This is a genomic window from Pseudonocardia oroxyli, assembly GCF_900102195.1.
GTDB lineage: Bacteria > Actinomycetota > Actinomycetes > Mycobacteriales > Pseudonocardiaceae > Pseudonocardia > Pseudonocardia oroxyli.
The window spans coordinates 19,113-33,359 of the sequence record NZ_FNBE01000013.1 but is presented as its reverse complement, the minus strand read 5'-3'; the positions used below and the strand labels follow the sequence as shown (position 1 = coordinate 33,359).

Genomic DNA, 14,247 nt, shown 5'->3' with positions numbered 1-14,247 from the left:
GAGCACCACTTACCACGCACGGCTAGACGTCGGCGGAGAAGCGGATGCCGTGCGGGGGCAGTTGCACGTCGGGCCAGATGCGCATGCCGCCCTTGAGCTCGCAGTGCGCGCCGACGACCGCGCGGTCCCCGATCACCGCGTCCCGCACGTGGGCGCCCGCCTCGATCCGCGCCCCCGCACCGATCACCGAGGACTCGACGATCGCCCCGGCGGCGATGACGGCGCCGTCGAAGAGCATGGAGCCCTCGACCTTGGCGCCCTCCCCGACGACCACGTCCCGCCCCACGGCGGTGCCACCGAACACGAACGCGTCCTTCGCCACGTCGGCGCCCTCGAGCACGATCGACTCGCCGACGGGGCCGGGCAGCGCCGCCGAGGGCGCCACGCCGCGGACCAGGTCCGCCGAGCCGTGCACGAGGTCGCCCGGGGTGCCCATGTCGCGCCAGTAGGCGTTGTCGACGTGCCCGCTCACCCGGGCGCCGCGCTCCAGCAGCCCGGGGAACGTCTCGCGCTCCACGGACACGACCCGCCCGCGCGGGATCTCCTCGAGGACCGAGCGCTTGAAGACGTAGCAGCCCGCGTTGATCTGGTCGGTCGGCGGGTCCTCGGTCTTCTCCAGGAAGGCGAGCACGCGGCCGTCGTCGTCGGTGGGGACGCAGCCGTAGGCGCGCGGGTCCTGCACGCGCACCAGGTGCAGCGTGACGTCCGCGTCCGTGTGCCGGTGCGTGTTGACCACGGCGCCGAGGTCGGTGCCGCACAGCACGTCACCGTTGAACACCATCACGTTCTCGCTGGTCAGGTGCTCGGCGACGTTCGCGATGCCGCCGCCGGTGCCCAGCGGGGCCTCCTCGACGACGTAGGTCAGCTCGAGCCCCAGGGACTCGCCGTCCCCGAAGTGCTCCTCGAAGGTGGAGGCGAGGTAGGACGTGCCGAGCACGACCCGCCGGACCCCCGCGGCCCGGATCCGGGACAGCAGGTGCGCGAGGAACGGCACCCCGGCCGTCGGCAGCATGGGCTTGGGCGCGGACAGGGTCAGGGGTCGCAGGCGGGTTCCCTTGCCCCCCACCAGCACCACGGCCTCGACGTCGTCCAGCACAGTTTCGGTCTCCTCTTAACGGCTCGACACTCGCGACCGCACCGCGAGGCCCGCCCTGACGGCGGCCCGCAGCGGGGCGTTGACCGGTCCCGGATGGCGGTCGGCGAGATAGCGGTAGGCACTGCGGTGGTGCTCGGCGAGCATCCGGGCCGACACGTCGGCCTTGCTGGTGGACACCCCGCCGGTGTGCACGACCTCGGCGGTCGGCACGTACACGTTCAGCCAGCCCGCCCGACCGAGCCGGTCCCCGAGGTCGACGTCCTCGAAGTACATGAAGTAGCGCGGGTCGAAGCCGTCGACGGAGTCGAACGCGCTGCGCCGCACCAGCAGGCAGGAGCCGGAGAGCCAGCCCGCGGGCCGCTCCTCGATGGCCGCGGACTCCTGCCGGTAGGTCGTGGACCAGGGGTTCTGCGGCCAGATCCGGCCGAGCACCGCGTGCCCCGCACCGGTCGCGAGATCCGGTACCCGCCGCGCGCTCGGGTAGACGTGCCCCTCGGGGTCGCGGATCAGCGGCCCGAGCGAGCCCGCCCGCGGGTGCCGGCGCGCCGCCTCGAGCAGGACGTCGATCGAGCCGGGCCCGAACACCAGGTCCGGGTTCGCGACGACGACCCAGCCCACCTCGGGCCCCAGGCCCGCGACGGCGCGGTTGGCGGCCGTGCCGTAGCCGACGTTCTCCCCGATCCGCAGCAGCTCCACGCCCGGGCGCTCGGCGGCCGCCTCGGGCGCACCGTCCACGGAGCCGTTGTCCGCCAGCACGACCCGCAGCGGGCGGGTGGTGGCGGCGGGGATCGAGTCGAGGAACGCGGCCAACGTCTCGCCCGGCGAGTAGGTCACGGTCACGACGGCGAGCTCGTCGCCGTACGTCCGCACCGCGGTCCCGCCGGTCGGTCCCTCCGGTTCCATGGGGCACGAGGGTATCGGGGACGCGGCGGCGGCTCGCGCCCGCGTCAGCGTAGCGGCGCCCGGACACACTCCGGCCGTGGTTCAGTCGTCCGAGGGATCCTCACCGTTCAGCTCGGCGAGCAGGGCCGCGGCCTCCCGGTCCCCCTGGCCCGACCCGATCTCGAGGTACCAGCGGGCGACCTCGGGGCGGCCGACGTCGAGCAGGAAGCGGCCGATCGTGACCGCCCACCGGGGTTCGTTGTGCCGCTCCGCCTCCCGGAACTCGTGCTCGGCGGCGGTGACGTCCCCCTGGGCGACTAGGAACCCGCCGTACGCGGTGTGGGCGCGGACGGCGCCGAGCCCGCCCGCGCGGCGGTAGAGGGCGTCCGCCTCGTCGTCTCGACCCTGCGCGGCCCGCACGTCCGCCAGGGCGACGAGGGTGTCCGGGCGGTCCTCGGCCGCGTACCGCTCGGCGACGACGGCGGCCCCCGCGAGGTCCCCGTCCTCCAGGTGCAGGGCGACCAGGTTGTCCGGCGTGCTCGGGTCGCCGCGGTCGGCGGCGTGCGTGAGGACCTGCACCGCCTCGCGCAGCCTGCGGTCGGCCACCAGCAGCAGCGCCAGGTCGTTCGCGGCGGCGGTCTCGCCCGCCGCGACCGCGGTGCGCAGCATCTCCTCGGCGCGGACGTGGTCGCCGAACTCGGCGAGCGCCACCCCCAGCCTGCCCGCGAACGCGACGTGCCCGTCCGCGACCAGCGGCGTCAACCAGTCGATCACCGCGGACCAGGCCCCCGTGTCGAGGTAGGCGCCGACCAGCAGGTCCGCCGCCCCGGGCTCGGCGGAGGCGACCGCGCGGCGCAGGACCTCGACGGCCTCGCCCGCACGGCCCCGGTCGAGCAGCGCCCGTCCCTCGTCGCACAGCGGGGTCGCCTGCGGCGCGGCGCCGGTCTCCACCACCTCGGCGACGGCCTCGGTGACCGCCTCGGCGATCGTGGCGGGCCGGTCCGGCTCGGGGAGGATCGGGCTCCGGGGATCGGGCAGGGTCACGGGCAGGGTCGGACCGGGGGTCTCGGGCTCCAGCTGCGCGGTCATCGCCGTTCCCCTCGTCCGGAAGGTGCTCAGGGTCTCACCCGATCGGGGATCCGGCAGCGCGACACCATGATCACCCGCGGCCACCGACCGCTCACCCTCCGGGGTGGACCCGGGCCGCCCGCGCACACGAGCCGCCGACACGCCGGGCGACGCGGCGCGATGATCGCCCCGGATGATGCACCCTCTTTCCGACGGTTGTGTCCTGAACGAGTGGAGACGGCATGGACGCGGCAGACCCGCCCGCAGGCGCCCGCGCCTCGCGGGACCGCCGGGCAGGCGCGTCCGCGCTGTTCGGTGAGGGTGGGGCGCTGTCCTCCTCGGCGGCGCGCACCTCCACCTCGCGGACCTCCACCGCCCGCACCTCCACCGCCCGCTCCACCTCCGCGCGGGTCTCGGGGCCCCCGCCCAGCGCTCGCCGCACCCCGGCTGCCGGCAGCGCCTCCGCGCGCGACCTCGGCCGCGGGACGCCGGCTCGCCCGCCGGCTCGCCCGCGGCCGTCCGCCCGCCCCCGTCCGGCCGCCCCCGCCGCGCCGCCCACCGGCCGCGCCACGCTCGTCCGGCGCACCCGGCTCACCGTCTGCGTGCTGTCCGCGCTGGTCCTGGTCCTGACGGGCACGGCGTGGACCTTCTACCGGGACGTCACCGGCGGGATCACCACCACGAACGTCATCACCGGCGGCTCGTCCGGCGGCGAGCAGAACATCCTGCTGGTGGGCGTCGACAGCCGCACGGACGCGCAGGGCAACCCGCTGCCGGACGACGTCCTGGCCACCCTGCGCTCCGGCGCCGAGTCCGGCGTCCTCAACTCCGACACGATCATCGTGCTGCACCTCCCGGCGGACGGCGGCGGCGCGACGGCCTTCTCCATCCCCCGCGACAGCTACGTCGACATCCCCGGCTACCGCAAGGACAAGATCAACGCGGCGTACCCGGCGACGAAGGCGCTCAAGGCCGACGAGCTCGTCGCGGGCGGGATGAGCCAGAAGGAGGCCGACACCCAGTCGTCGGCCACCGGGCGGTCCACGCTGATCGAGACCGTGCAGAACCTGACCGGGCTGCAGATCGACCACTACGCCGAGATCAACCTGCTCGGCTTCTACAACCTCACCCAGGCCGTCGGCGGTGTCGACGTCTGCCTCAAGAACCCGGTGAACGACGACTTCTCCGGCGCCGACTTCCCCGCGGGCCCGCAGACGATCTCCGGAGCGGACGCGCTGGCGTTCGTCCGGCAGCGGCACGGCCTCCCCGAAGGCGACCTGTCCCGGATCCGCCGCCAGCAGGTGTTCCTCGCCGCCGTCGCGGACAAGATCCTCTCGACGGGGACCCTGACGAACCCCTCCACCCTCTCCGCCCTGATCGACTCGGCGGAGCAGTCCCTGGTCATCGACCAGGGCTGGGACCTGCTCGGGTTCGCCCGGCAGGCGAGCGACATCGCGGCGGGCAACATCGACTTCATGACCATCCCCACACAGGGGGGCACGCACAACGAGCGCGGGGACGTCGTGCTGGTCGACCCCACGCAGGTGCACGCCTTCGTCGAGGAGAAGACCACCCCCGTCGAGGAGAGCGCGGCGCCCGCCCCGCCGCCCGCGCCCGCCTTCGACGCGAAGGCGTACACCCTGGACGTCGGGAACGGCTCCGGCGGCACCGGCCTCGCCGCCCAGGTGGCGGACCAGCTCGGCGCGGCCGGGTTCCGACGCGGGGTCGTCGAGAACGCCGCGAGCCGCACCACCAGCGTCGTGCGCTACTCCGGCGACGGGCAGGCCGCGGCCCAGAACGTCGCCGCGCAGCTCGGCGGGCTCGGCGTGGAGCAGTCCGGCGACGTGCAGCCGAACCACCTGCAGGTCCTGCTCGGCACGGACTACGCGGGCGCGGCCCCGGCCACCCCGGAGGCCGCGGCGGCGCCGACGCAGCCGCCCGCGGTGAACGCGGGCGGCGTCCCCTGCATCGACTGACCGGCACTCGGGTAGAACCACCTGGTGTCCCTGACCTCCGCGCTGCTCGACCCGATCCTGCGCGCCGCCCCCGCCCGACCCCTGATCACCTTCTACGACGACGCCACCGGCGAGCGGATCGAGCTCTCCGCCGTCACCACCGCGAACTGGGTGGCCAAGGCGGCGAACCTGCTGCGTGACGAGTGCGACGTCGAGCCGGGCGGGCGGGTCGCCGTGCTGCTGCCCGCGCACTGGCAGACCGCGTCGGTGCTGCTGGCGGCGTGGTCCTGCGGCGCGGAGGTGGTGGGCGAGCCCGCGGACGCCGACTGGGTCCTGTGCGACCGCGACCGCCTGGACCTGGCGCTGGCCGCCGCACCCTCGGGCGGGCTGCTCGCGCTCTCGCTCGACGCGTTCGGCCGCGGGATCGACGGCCTGCCCGACGGAGTGATCGACTTCGCCACCGAGGTACGGCTGCACGGCGACGAGTTCGCGCCGTGGTCCCCGGTCCCGCTGTCCGACCCCGCGCTCGGCGGGCTCTCCGCGGACGACCTGCTCGCCCGCGCCCGGTCCCGTGCCGCGGACCTGGGCCTCGACGCGGGCTCCCGGGTGCTCTCGGTGAAGGACTGGTCCGCCCGGGAGGACCTCGTCGACGGCCTGCTGGCGGTCCTCGCCGCGGGCGGCTCACTGGTGCAGGTCGCGCATCCCGACCAGACGCGGCTGGAGCGGAAGTACGAGTCCGAGAGGTGCACCACGCGCCTGTAGCGCCTCGCGCAACCTGCGCGACTCCGGCCGGGCCCGCCGATTACGGTGTCACCGTGACCAGCGCCCCCTCCGTGACCGTGACCGCCGCCGACGTCGACGATGCCGCCGGGCGACTGCGCGCGGTGATCGGGCCGAGCCCGCTGCAGATCTCGGCGCGGCTGTCGGACTCCGTCGGCGGCGAGGTCTGGCTCAAGCGCGAGGACCTGCAGCCGGTCCGGTCCTACAAGATCCGCGGCGCCTACAACCTGATCGCCCAGCTCAGCGACGAGGAACGGGCGCGCGGGGTGGTGTGCGCCAGCGCGGGCAACCACGCCCAGGGCGTGGCGTTCGCGTGCGCGCGGCTCGGTGTCACGGCCCGCATCTACCTGCCCCGCACCACCCCGCGCCAGAAGCGGGACCGGGTGGCGCGGCTGGGCGGGAAGGTGGTCAGCACGATCGTCGTCGGCAACACCTACGACGACGCCGCGGCCGCGGCCGCCAAGGACGCGACCGACACCGGCGCCACCCTCGTCCCGGCGTTCGACGACCCGCGCACGGTCGCGGGCCAGGGCACGGTCGTGCGGGAGGTCCTCGGCCAGCTCGCCGACCCGCCGGACCAGATCGTGGTCCCGGTCGGCGGGGGCGGCCTGCTCGGCGGCACGCTCACCTACCTGCGCGAACGCCACCCGGACGTGCGTGTGATCGCCGTCGAGCCCGCGGGGGCGGCGAGTCTCGCCGCGGCCCTGGCGGCCGGCGCGCCGACCACGCTGGACACCATCGAGCCCTTCGTCGACGGTGCCGCGGTCCGCCGCGTCGGCGACGTGACGTTCCCCATCGCGCAGGCCGCAGGCGTCGAGCTGCACCAGGTGGACGAGGGGCGCATCTGCGTCGAGATGCTCGCGCTCTACCAGAGCGACGGGATCATCGCCGAGCCCGCGGGCGCGCTCGCCTCCGCCGCGCTCGGCATGCTGGACATCCCCCGCGGGTCCACCACGGTGTGCCTGCTCTCCGGCGGCAACAACGACGTGAGCCGGTACGCGGACATCGTCGAGCGCGCCCTGGTCTGGGAGGGCCGCAAGCACTACTTCCTCGTCGAGTTCCCGCAGGAGCCCGGTGCGCTGCGCCGCTTCCTCGACGAGACCCTCGGCCCGGACGACGACATCACGCTCTTCGAGTACACGAAGCGCAGCAACCGCGAGACCGGCCCCGCGCTCGTCGGCATCGAGCTCGGCGACCCCGACGACCTGCCCGCCCTGCTGGAGCGGATGGCGGCCGCGCCGCCGCAGATCGAGCGGATCCCGCCGGACTCGCCGCTCTTCCGCTTCCTGCTCTGAGACCGCGCCGGGATCGGGTCCGCGGTGACACCGACCCCGGCGGGAGGCTCAGCTCACTTCAGCAGCGCCCGCGCCATCACCATGCGCTGGACCTGGTTGGTGCCCTCGTAGATCTGGGTGATCTTCGCGTCCCGCATCATGCGCTCGACCGGGAAGTCCTTGGTGAAGCCCGCGCCACCGAACAGCTGGACGGCGTCGGTGGTCACCGACATCGCGGTGTCGGAGGCGAAGCACTTGGCGGCGGCGGAGATGAAGCCGAGGTTCTTCTCGCCCCGCTCCGCGCGCGAGGTCGCGACGTACACGAGCTGGCGCGCCGCCTCCACCTTCATCGCCATGTCGGCGAGCATGAACTGCACGCCCTGGAAGTCCCCGATGGCCTTGCCGAACTGCTTGCGCTCCTTGACGTAGGCGATGGCCTGGTCGAGCGCCCCCTGCGCGACGCCGACGGCCTGCGCCCCGATCGTCGGGCGGGTGTGGTCGAGCGTGGCCAGGGCCGTCTTGAAGCCGGTGCCCTCCGCGCCGATGATCCGGTCGCCGGGGATGCGGCAGTCGGTGAAGTGGATCTCGCGGGTGGGCGAGCCGGTGATGCCGAGCTTGCGCTCCTTGGTGCCGACCTCGAAGCCGGGGTCGTCCTTGTGCACCACGAACGCGGAGATGCCGTTGGCCTTCTTCTCCGGGTCGGTCACCGCCATGACCGTGTACCAGCTGGACACGCCGGCGTTCGTGATCCAGCACTTGGTGCCGTTGAGCACCCAGTCGTCCCCGTCCCGGCGGGCCCGGGTCCGCATCGACGCGGCGTCCGAACCGGCCTCGCGCTCCGACAGCGCGTAGCTGATCATGGCGTCGCCCGCGGCGATCGAGGGCAGGACCTGCTTCTTGAGCTCCTCGGACCCCGAGAGCAGGATCGGCACCGAGCCCAGGCCGTTCACGGCCGGGATCAGCGAGGACGACACGCAGGCCCGCGCGACCTCCTCGATGACGATGCAGGCGGCCAGCTCGTCCGCACCCTGGCCGCCGTACTCCTCGGGGATGTGGACGGCGTGGAACCCGGCCCTGGTCAGCGCGTTCTGCGCCTCCACGGGGTAGCGGGCCTGCTCGTCGACCTCCGCGGCGTGCGGCGCGATCTCCTTCTCCACCAGGGCGCGCACCGCGTCGCGCAGGGCCTCGTGCTCCTCGCTGAGCCGGTAGGCCTCGAAGTCGCCGTCAAGCATCTCGTCTCCACACGTCGATGTCCGGGGGTGGACCCACCCTAACGGCACTGCGTGCCATGAGACAACGACGTTGCTACCCTCCGTGCCATGACGGAGGGCACAGTCTCGCGCCGGGGGGTGGACGGTGGCGGAGCCGTCGGGGTGGGTAGACGCAGCGGCCGGTCCGCCGAGGGCCGGGCCGAGGTGCGCCGGGACCTCGTGCGCGCCGCCGTCGAGCTCTTCACCGCACAGGGCTACGACGACACGACCGTGGACGACATCGCCGCCGCGGCGGGCGTCGGGCGGCGGACGTTCTTCCGCTACTTCGCGGGCAAGGAGGACGCGGTCTCCCCCGACCACGAGCTGGGCCTCGCCCGGATCGCCGAGGTCTTCGCGTCCGCCCACCCGGACGAGCCCCTGCTGTCGCTGACCCTGCGCGCGGGCGAGACCGTCTTCGACCTGTACCTGACCGACCAGGACACCGCGCGCAAGCGGTTCGCCCTGGTCCACGGCGTCTCGGCGCTGCGGGACCGGGAGGCGGCGATGGTCCACCGCTACCGGCGGCTGTTCACCCGCGAGCTCACGGCGCGCCTGCACGGCGTCGAGGACGGCGACCTGCGGGCCGCCGTCACCGCGGCGGCGGTGGTCGCCGCGCACAACCAGGCGCTGCGCCGCTGGCTCGCCGAGAGCGGCACGGTGGAGAGCTGCCTCGCCCATTTCCGCAAGGTGGCCGACATGATCCCGCTCGGCTCGGGCGTGGGGTCGGACCTGGAACAGGTCACCCGGCGCCTCGAGCACGTCGCGGCGGCGCTCGAAGGGCGGTGATCCACCGTCCGGGAGCGAGGAGGTCGAATCCCGACCGCCGCGCTCCCCGAGCGTGGATCACCCGGGGCGAGACGTGGCCTGGACATGGGTGATCCCCGGGCCGTCTCGGGTGAGACGCGAACCGAGCTGGACTGGGCTCGGGCCCGGGGATCATCGGTGACTGCCGGGGATTCGCCGAGGCTCTCGGCTTCCACGACCGTCAGGAGTTCGTCCTGTGGTGCCTCAGCGGGCAGCCACCTCACAAGTCCTCGTGGAAATCAACGTCGGACCACCTCCCTTCTTGTGTACGACCAGCCTACGTATCGGCGGGAGGGCGCGCCACGAGTTTTTCGCGCAGCAGCCGATCCTTCTCGAGGACCATGTCCGACAACGACTCCTGGAACTCGACCATGCGCGCCCGCAGGCCCGCGTCCGAGGCCGCGAGGATCCGCACGGCCAGCAGGCCCGCGTTGCGGGCGTTGCCGACCGCGACCGTGGCCACCGGCACCCCGGCGGGCATCTGGACGATCGACAGCAGCGAGTCGAGGCCGTCGAGCACCTTCAGCGGGACGGGCACGCCGATCACCGGCAGCGGGGTCGCCGCGGCGACCATCCCCGGCAGGTGCGCCGCGCCGCCCGCGCCCGCGATGATCACGCCGATCCCGCGGTCCGCGGCGGACGTCGCGTAGTCGAGCATCCGCTGCGGGGTGCGGTGGGCGGAGTAGACGCCGACCTCGTACTCCACGTCGAACTCGGCGAGGGCGGTCCCGGCGGCCTCCATGACCGGCCAGTCCGAGTCGCTCCCCATGATCACGCCGACCTTCGGCCTGCCCGACGACTCGCTCGCACGCTCGCTCATGCCCGGTCCCCCAGTCCCTGCGTCCCGGTGTGGACGGACCACCCGTCCTCCCACTCCGCGGTGGACAGCCAGTGCGCCGCCAGCACCGCGGTCCGGCGGACCTCACCGAGGTCCGACCCGAGCACGGTCACGTGCCCGACCTTGCGCAGGGGCCGCTCCCCCTTGCCGTACAGGTGCACCTTGACCTGCGGGAACCGCGCGAACAGATGGTGGATCCGCTCGTCCACCGTCATCTCCGGTGTCTTCTCGGCGCCCAGGACGTTGGCCATGACGACGACCGGCGCCGTCATCGTCGTGGTCCCCAGCGGGTAGTCGAGCACGGCCCGCAGGTGCTGCTCGAACTGCGAGGTCCGGGCGCCCTCGATCGTCCAGTGCCCGGAGTTGTGCGGCCGCATCGCGAGCTCGTTGATCACCAGCCCGCCCGCGGTCTCGAACAGCTCGACGGCGAGCAGCCCCGTCACGTCCAGCTCGTGCGCGATCCGCAGCGCGATGCCCTGCGCCTCCAGCGCGCGCTCCTCCGACAGCCCCGGGGCGGGCGCGAGGACCTCCACGCACTGCCCCTCCTCCTGCACCGTCTCGACGACCGGCCACGCCGCGGCCTGCCCGAACGGCGACCGGGCGACCTGCGCGGCCAGCTCCCGGAACATCTCGACGGCCTCCTCCACCAGCAGCGGGGTCCCGGCGTCGAGCAACTCCCGGACGAGCTCGGGGTCGGCCGCGCGCAGGAACCAGACCCCGCGGCCGTCGTACCCGCCGCGGGCGGCCTTGAGCACCACCGGCCAGCCGTGCTCGGCGGCGAAGTCGGCGACCTGGTCGGGCGCGGTGATCTCGGCGAACGCCGGGACCGGGAGGCCCATCTCCGCGAGGCGCCGCCGCATGACGAGCTTGTCCTGCGCGTGGAGCAGCGCGTCCGGGTGCGGCCGCACGGCGACCCCGTCGGCGACGAGCGCGCGCAGGTGCTCCTGCGGCACGCCCTCGTGGTCGAAGGTCACCGCGTCGCAGCCGACGGCGAGCGCGCGCAGCGAAGCGAGGTCCGGCCCACCCGCCACCACGTCCGGAGTGACGAGCGGGGCGGGCTCGTCCGGCGAGACGGCGAGCACCCGCAGGGACTGCCCGAGGCCGATGGCGGCCTGGTGGGTCATCCGCGCGAGCTGGCCGCCGCCGACCATCCCGACGACCGGGAAGTCACGTGAGGGGGTCTCCACGGAGAGGGAACACTACCTGCGCCCTCGGTGTGACCTGCGGCCCCGATCGGGTGTCCGGTTCCTCCCTCTGGGACGATCGAGAGCGTGTCCCTGGTCGAAGCGACGCTCGCGCGCATCCCGCAGCCGTACCGCGACATGGCCTTCCGGCACCGTGAGCTGCTGAAGTTCGCCATGGTCGGCGGGTCGACCTGGGTCATCGACACCGCCGTGTTCCTCATCCTCAAGGGCACGGTGCTGGCCGAGAAGCCGCTCACGGCGAAGATCATCGCGGTGCTGGTGGCGACCATCGTGTCCTACGTGCTCAACCGCGAGTGGTCCTTCCGGACCCGCGGCGGCCGCGAACGCCACCACGAGGCGCTGCTGTTCTTCCTGATCAGCGGGGTCGGCGTGGCCGTGTACTCGGCGCCGCTCGCCGCCTCGCGCTACCTGTTCCACCTGCAGGTCCCCGAGGTCTCGCTGCTCACCCAGGAGGTCGCGGACTTCGTCAGCGGGCAGATCCTGGGCACCCTGGTCGGCATGGCCTTCCGCTGGTGGGCCTTCCGCCGGTTCGTCTTCCCGGAGAAGGACGTCCGCCGCCAGGTGGCCGAGCAGGTCTAGAGGCTCCCCAGGAAGGTCAGCAGGGCCGCGTTCACCTCGTCCGGCCGTTCCTGCTGCACCCAGTGGCCCGCGCCCTCGACGACCACCTCACCGCGCAGGTCGTCCAGGTACGCGGCCTGGCGGTCCGGCGGCGTCATCCGCAGCACCGGGTCCGCCGACCCCGCCACGAACAGGCTGGGCATCGTGACGTGGGCCTCCGCGAGCTGCGGGGTCGTCTCCCAGTTGCGGTCGAAGTTGCGGTACCAGTTGATCGCGCCGGTGAAGCCGGTCCGGGTGAACTCGGCGACGTAGTGGTCCAGCTCGTCCCGGGTCAGCCAGTCCGGGAGGGTCTCGGGCTGCGGCAGCCGCTCGACGATGCCGCGGCCGTCGTCCGGCCCGACCAGCGCCGTGCCGTCGCCCGCCCGGAGACCGCACAGCATGCCGCGCATGGTTCGCGCGGGGTCCGCGGCCATGTCCGCGTCCGCGATCCCGGGCTCCTGGAAGTGCAGGATGTAGAAGAAGCGGCCGGCGAGCGCCGCGCGCCAGATCTCGGTCGGTGGGCGCTTCGCCCGCGGGGTGAACGGCACGCTCATCCCGCACACCGCCGCCACCCGCTCCGGGTGCAGCAGCGCCGTCTGCCAGGCCACGATCGCGCCCCAGTCGTGCCCCACGACGACGGACTGCTCCTCGCCCAACGCGTCGAGCAGACCGACGACGTCCCCGGTCAGGTGGTGGATGTCGTAGTCCTCGACGGCCGCCGGGCGCGACGAGCCGCCGTAGCCCCGCATGTCCGGCACGATCACCCGGTGGCCCGCGGCCGCCAGTGCGGTCACCTGGTGCCGCCAGGAGTAGCCGAGCTCGGGGAACCCGTGGACCAGGACCACCGCTGGGCCGGAGCCCTCCTCGGTGACCCGCAACTCGACCCCGTCGGGGAGGGTGACCGTCCGCTGCATGCCCGCACCCTATTGACCGGGCGTTCGGAGTGTCAGCCCGCCGCCCGAACCGGGGCGGCCACCTCGGCGGCGACCTCGCTGATCTGCTCGCGCAGGAAGGTGTGGCCCGGATCGGCGTCGAAGCGCGCGTCCCAGTACATCGCCTGGTGGATGTCCGGGAGCGGGACCGGGGGTGCGAGCAGGCGCACGGCCGGGCCCACCCGGGTCGCCCAGGCACCGCGTTCCAGCAGCAGGCTCACCGCCGAGGTGCCCTCGAGCAGCACCGGCACCATGAGGAAGCTCTCGACGCTCGCGGCGACCGTCCGGTCCGGCGCCATCCGCGCCAGGTGGGCGTCCGCGATGCTGGGACCGGCGCGCCCCAGGCTGTAGACGACCTGGGGCAGCCCCCGGAACTCGGCGAGGGTGAGGCGGTCACCGACCGTCGGGTGGTCCGCCCAGACCGCGCACAGCCAGCGGTCGACGAAGAGATCGCGCGAGGGCATCGTCACGTGCTCGAGCTCGCGCGGTTGCACGATCACGTCGATGCCTTCGTCCACCAGCGCCGCCGCGGTCCGGCTGAGCGGGCGGGCGTCGATGCGCACCTCCGGGGCTCGCCGGCGCAGCCGCTCCAACAACGAGGGCAGCAGCACCAGCATGGTGTAGTCCGATCCCGCCACCGTGAAGACGCGGCGGCCCGGCTCGCCGGGCCCGACCTCGAAGAGCCCGCGCACGCCGACGAGGAGCTCCGCCACCTCGCCGCGCAGGCGGACCGCGAGCGGGGTCAGCCGCAGGTCGTTTCCGGTCCGCACCAACAACGGGTCGCCGAAGAGCTTGCGCAGCCGCGCGAGCGCGCCGCTCATCGCCGACTGGGACAGGTCCAGCCGCCGCCCCGCGCGCGTGACGTTGGCCTCCTGCAGCAGCGCGTCGAGCGCGACCAGGAGGTTGAGGTCCAGCGAGCTGAGCTTCATGGCGTCCGGAGTGTGCGGGCTCCACCGTCTCGTCTCGGTTTCGCGTCCGTTACCGCCCTGGCACATCGCTCACGGCGATGCCCGCCAGCGCGCAGAACTGTTTCCCACCTGCACGGATCCGGACCTAGCGTCGTCGGCCATGGAGAACCCGACCGACACGTTCCGCGCCGCGATGCGACGCCACGTCACCGGCGTCACCGTGGTCACGACCCGGCTGGACGGGCGGGCGTGGGGCATGACGGTGAGCGCCTTCACCTCGGTCTGCCTCGAACCGCCGACCGTCCTCGCCTGCCTGCGCCGCACGACGGCGGCCGCCGCGGAGATCCTGCGCACCGGCCGGTTCGGCGTGAGCCTGCTCGCCGAGGACCAGGGCGAGATCTCCCGGCGCTGCGCCGCCCCCGGCGCGCCGAAGTTCCTCGACGACGTCTGCGGTGCGGCACCGACGCACAGCCCGGTCGTCGACGGCGCGGTGGTGGGGTTCGACTGCGTCCTGGTCCGCTCCGCCGAGCTCGGCGACCACGTCGCGCTGTTCGGCGAGGTCGCCGCCGTCGTCGCAGGCCCGACCCCCGGAGCCCACCCGCTGCTCTACACCGACGGCGACTACCTGTCGCTGCCGCCGCGCACCGCCGCGTGACCC

The 14,247-nt window shown here is 73.7% G+C and carries 14 protein-coding genes; 6 read left to right on the top strand and 8 right to left on the bottom strand.

Annotated features, from left to right (window positions below; genetic code table 11):
• Positions 1 to 22: 22 nt before the first annotated feature.
• The 3 genes from manB to BLS43_RS19385 form a co-directional block, all read right to left on the bottom strand.
• Positions 23 to 1,093, bottom strand: a complete 1,071-nt coding sequence (gene manB, locus BLS43_RS19395) for a mannose-1-phosphate guanylyltransferase (protein WP_093087362.1) — start codon at positions 1,091 to 1,093, stop codon at positions 23 to 25.
• A gap of 18 nt (positions 1,094 to 1,111) precedes the next feature.
• The gene (locus BLS43_RS19390) at positions 1,112 to 1,999 is read right to left on the bottom strand and encodes a glycosyltransferase family 2 protein (RefSeq protein ID WP_093086996.1); all 888 of its coding nucleotides are present in this window, start codon (positions 1,997 to 1,999) and stop codon (positions 1,112 to 1,114) included.
• Between the two features lie 81 nt (positions 2,000 to 2,080).
• Positions 2,081 to 3,067: a tetratricopeptide repeat protein gene (locus BLS43_RS19385; protein WP_093086993.1), complete on the bottom strand. Its 987-nt coding sequence runs from the start codon at positions 3,065 to 3,067 to the stop codon at positions 2,081 to 2,083.
• Positions 3,068 to 3,288: 221 nt separating this feature from the next.
• Between BLS43_RS19385 and BLS43_RS19380 the strand changes: the two genes are divergently transcribed.
• The 3 genes from BLS43_RS19380 to ilvA all read left to right on the top strand — a co-directional run bounded on the left by BLS43_RS19380 (position 3,289) and on the right by ilvA (position 7,076).
• The gene (locus BLS43_RS19380) at positions 3,289 to 5,022 is read left to right on the top strand and encodes an LCP family protein (protein ID WP_093086991.1); all 1,734 of its coding nucleotides are present in this window, start codon (positions 3,289 to 3,291) and stop codon (positions 5,020 to 5,022) included.
• Between the two features lie 24 nt (positions 5,023 to 5,046).
• A complete protein-coding gene (locus tag BLS43_RS19375; RefSeq protein ID WP_218129902.1) occupies positions 5,047 to 5,763 on the top strand; it encodes a TIGR03089 family protein in 717 nt (238 codons plus the stop codon).
• A 77-nt stretch (positions 5,764 to 5,840) separates the two neighbouring features.
• Positions 5,841 to 7,076: a threonine ammonia-lyase IlvA gene (gene ilvA, locus BLS43_RS19370; RefSeq protein WP_093087360.1), complete on the top strand. Its 1,236-nt coding sequence runs from the start codon at positions 5,841 to 5,843 to the stop codon at positions 7,074 to 7,076.
• A 53-nt stretch (positions 7,077 to 7,129) separates the two neighbouring features.
• Here the strand turns inward: ilvA and BLS43_RS19365 are convergent, their stop codons facing one another.
• Positions 7,130 to 8,287, bottom strand: a complete 1,158-nt coding sequence (locus BLS43_RS19365) for an acyl-CoA dehydrogenase (RefSeq protein WP_093086987.1) — start codon at positions 8,285 to 8,287, stop codon at positions 7,130 to 7,132.
• Positions 8,288 to 8,374: 87 nt separating this feature from the next.
• Here BLS43_RS19365 and BLS43_RS19360 point away from each other — a divergent pair, with 87 nt between their 5' ends.
• Positions 8,375 to 9,091, top strand: a complete 717-nt coding sequence (locus tag BLS43_RS19360; RefSeq protein ID WP_093086984.1) for a TetR family transcriptional regulator — start codon at positions 8,375 to 8,377, stop codon at positions 9,089 to 9,091.
• Between the two features lie 295 nt (positions 9,092 to 9,386).
• On the opposite strand, the gene purE is transcribed toward BLS43_RS19360, so the two are convergent.
• Together purE and BLS43_RS19350 are read right to left on the bottom strand one after the other, a co-directional pair.
• Positions 9,387 to 9,929, bottom strand: a complete 543-nt coding sequence (gene purE / locus BLS43_RS19355; RefSeq protein ID WP_093086981.1) for a 5-(carboxyamino)imidazole ribonucleotide mutase — start codon at positions 9,927 to 9,929, stop codon at positions 9,387 to 9,389.
• Positions 9,926 to 11,134: a 5-(carboxyamino)imidazole ribonucleotide synthase gene (locus BLS43_RS19350; RefSeq protein ID WP_093086978.1), complete on the bottom strand. Its 1,209-nt coding sequence runs from the start codon at positions 11,132 to 11,134 to the stop codon at positions 9,926 to 9,928. The genes purE and BLS43_RS19350 overlap by 4 nt, the downstream gene beginning before the upstream one ends.
• 84 nt (positions 11,135 to 11,218) lie before the next feature.
• Here BLS43_RS19350 and BLS43_RS19345 point away from each other — a divergent pair, with 84 nt between their 5' ends.
• Positions 11,219 to 11,731 carry a GtrA family protein gene (locus BLS43_RS19345; protein WP_093086976.1) on the top strand — a complete coding sequence of 171 codons (513 nt, stop codon included), beginning with the start codon at positions 11,219 to 11,221 and terminating at the stop codon, positions 11,729 to 11,731.
• Here the strand turns inward: BLS43_RS19345 and BLS43_RS19340 are convergent.
• Together BLS43_RS19340 and BLS43_RS19335 are read right to left on the bottom strand one after the other, a co-directional pair.
• Positions 11,728 to 12,663 carry an alpha/beta fold hydrolase gene (locus tag BLS43_RS19340; protein ID WP_093086973.1) on the bottom strand — a complete coding sequence of 312 codons (936 nt, stop codon included), beginning with the start codon at positions 12,661 to 12,663 and terminating at the stop codon, positions 11,728 to 11,730. The genes BLS43_RS19345 and BLS43_RS19340 overlap by 4 nt on opposite strands.
• Before the next feature lie 32 nt (positions 12,664 to 12,695).
• Positions 12,696 to 13,610, bottom strand: coding sequence for a LysR family transcriptional regulator (locus tag BLS43_RS19335; protein WP_176921429.1), 915 nt, complete (start codon positions 13,608 to 13,610; stop codon positions 12,696 to 12,698).
• A gap of 139 nt (positions 13,611 to 13,749) precedes the next feature.
• Between BLS43_RS19335 and BLS43_RS19330 the strand changes: the two genes are divergently transcribed.
• Entirely contained in the window at positions 13,750 to 14,244 is a 495-nt protein-coding gene (locus BLS43_RS19330) for a flavin reductase family protein (RefSeq protein ID WP_176921428.1), read from the top strand.
• Positions 14,245 to 14,247: the final 3 nt, after the last annotated feature.

Excerpts from the sequence above, each read along its gene's own strand:
- BLS43_RS19365 (WP_093086987.1), bottom strand. The coding sequence starts at position 8,287 with ATGCTTGACGGCGACTTCGAGGCCTACCGGCTCAGCGAGGAGCACGAG.
- purE (WP_093086981.1), bottom strand. The coding sequence starts at position 9,929 with ATGAGCGAGCGTGCGAGCGAGTCGTCGGGCAGGCCGAAGGTCGGCGTG.
- BLS43_RS19330 (WP_176921428.1), top strand. The coding sequence starts at position 13,750 with ATGGAGAACCCGACCGACACGTTCCGCGCCGCGATGCGACGCCACGTC.
- BLS43_RS19340 (WP_093086973.1), bottom strand. The coding sequence starts at position 12,663 with ATGCAGCGGACGGTCACCCTCCCCGACGGGGTCGAGTTGCGGGTCACC.
- BLS43_RS19390 (WP_093086996.1), bottom strand. The coding sequence starts at position 1,999 with ATGGAACCGGAGGGACCGACCGGCGGGACCGCGGTGCGGACGTACGGC.
- BLS43_RS19385 (WP_093086993.1), bottom strand. The coding sequence starts at position 3,067 with ATGACCGCGCAGCTGGAGCCCGAGACCCCCGGTCCGACCCTGCCCGTG.
- BLS43_RS19380 (WP_093086991.1), top strand. The coding sequence starts at position 3,289 with ATGGACGCGGCAGACCCGCCCGCAGGCGCCCGCGCCTCGCGGGACCGC.
- BLS43_RS19335 (WP_176921429.1), bottom strand. The coding sequence starts at position 13,610 with ATGAAGCTCAGCTCGCTGGACCTCAACCTCCTGGTCGCGCTCGACGCG.
- BLS43_RS19360 (WP_093086984.1), top strand. The coding sequence starts at position 8,375 with ATGACGGAGGGCACAGTCTCGCGCCGGGGGGTGGACGGTGGCGGAGCC.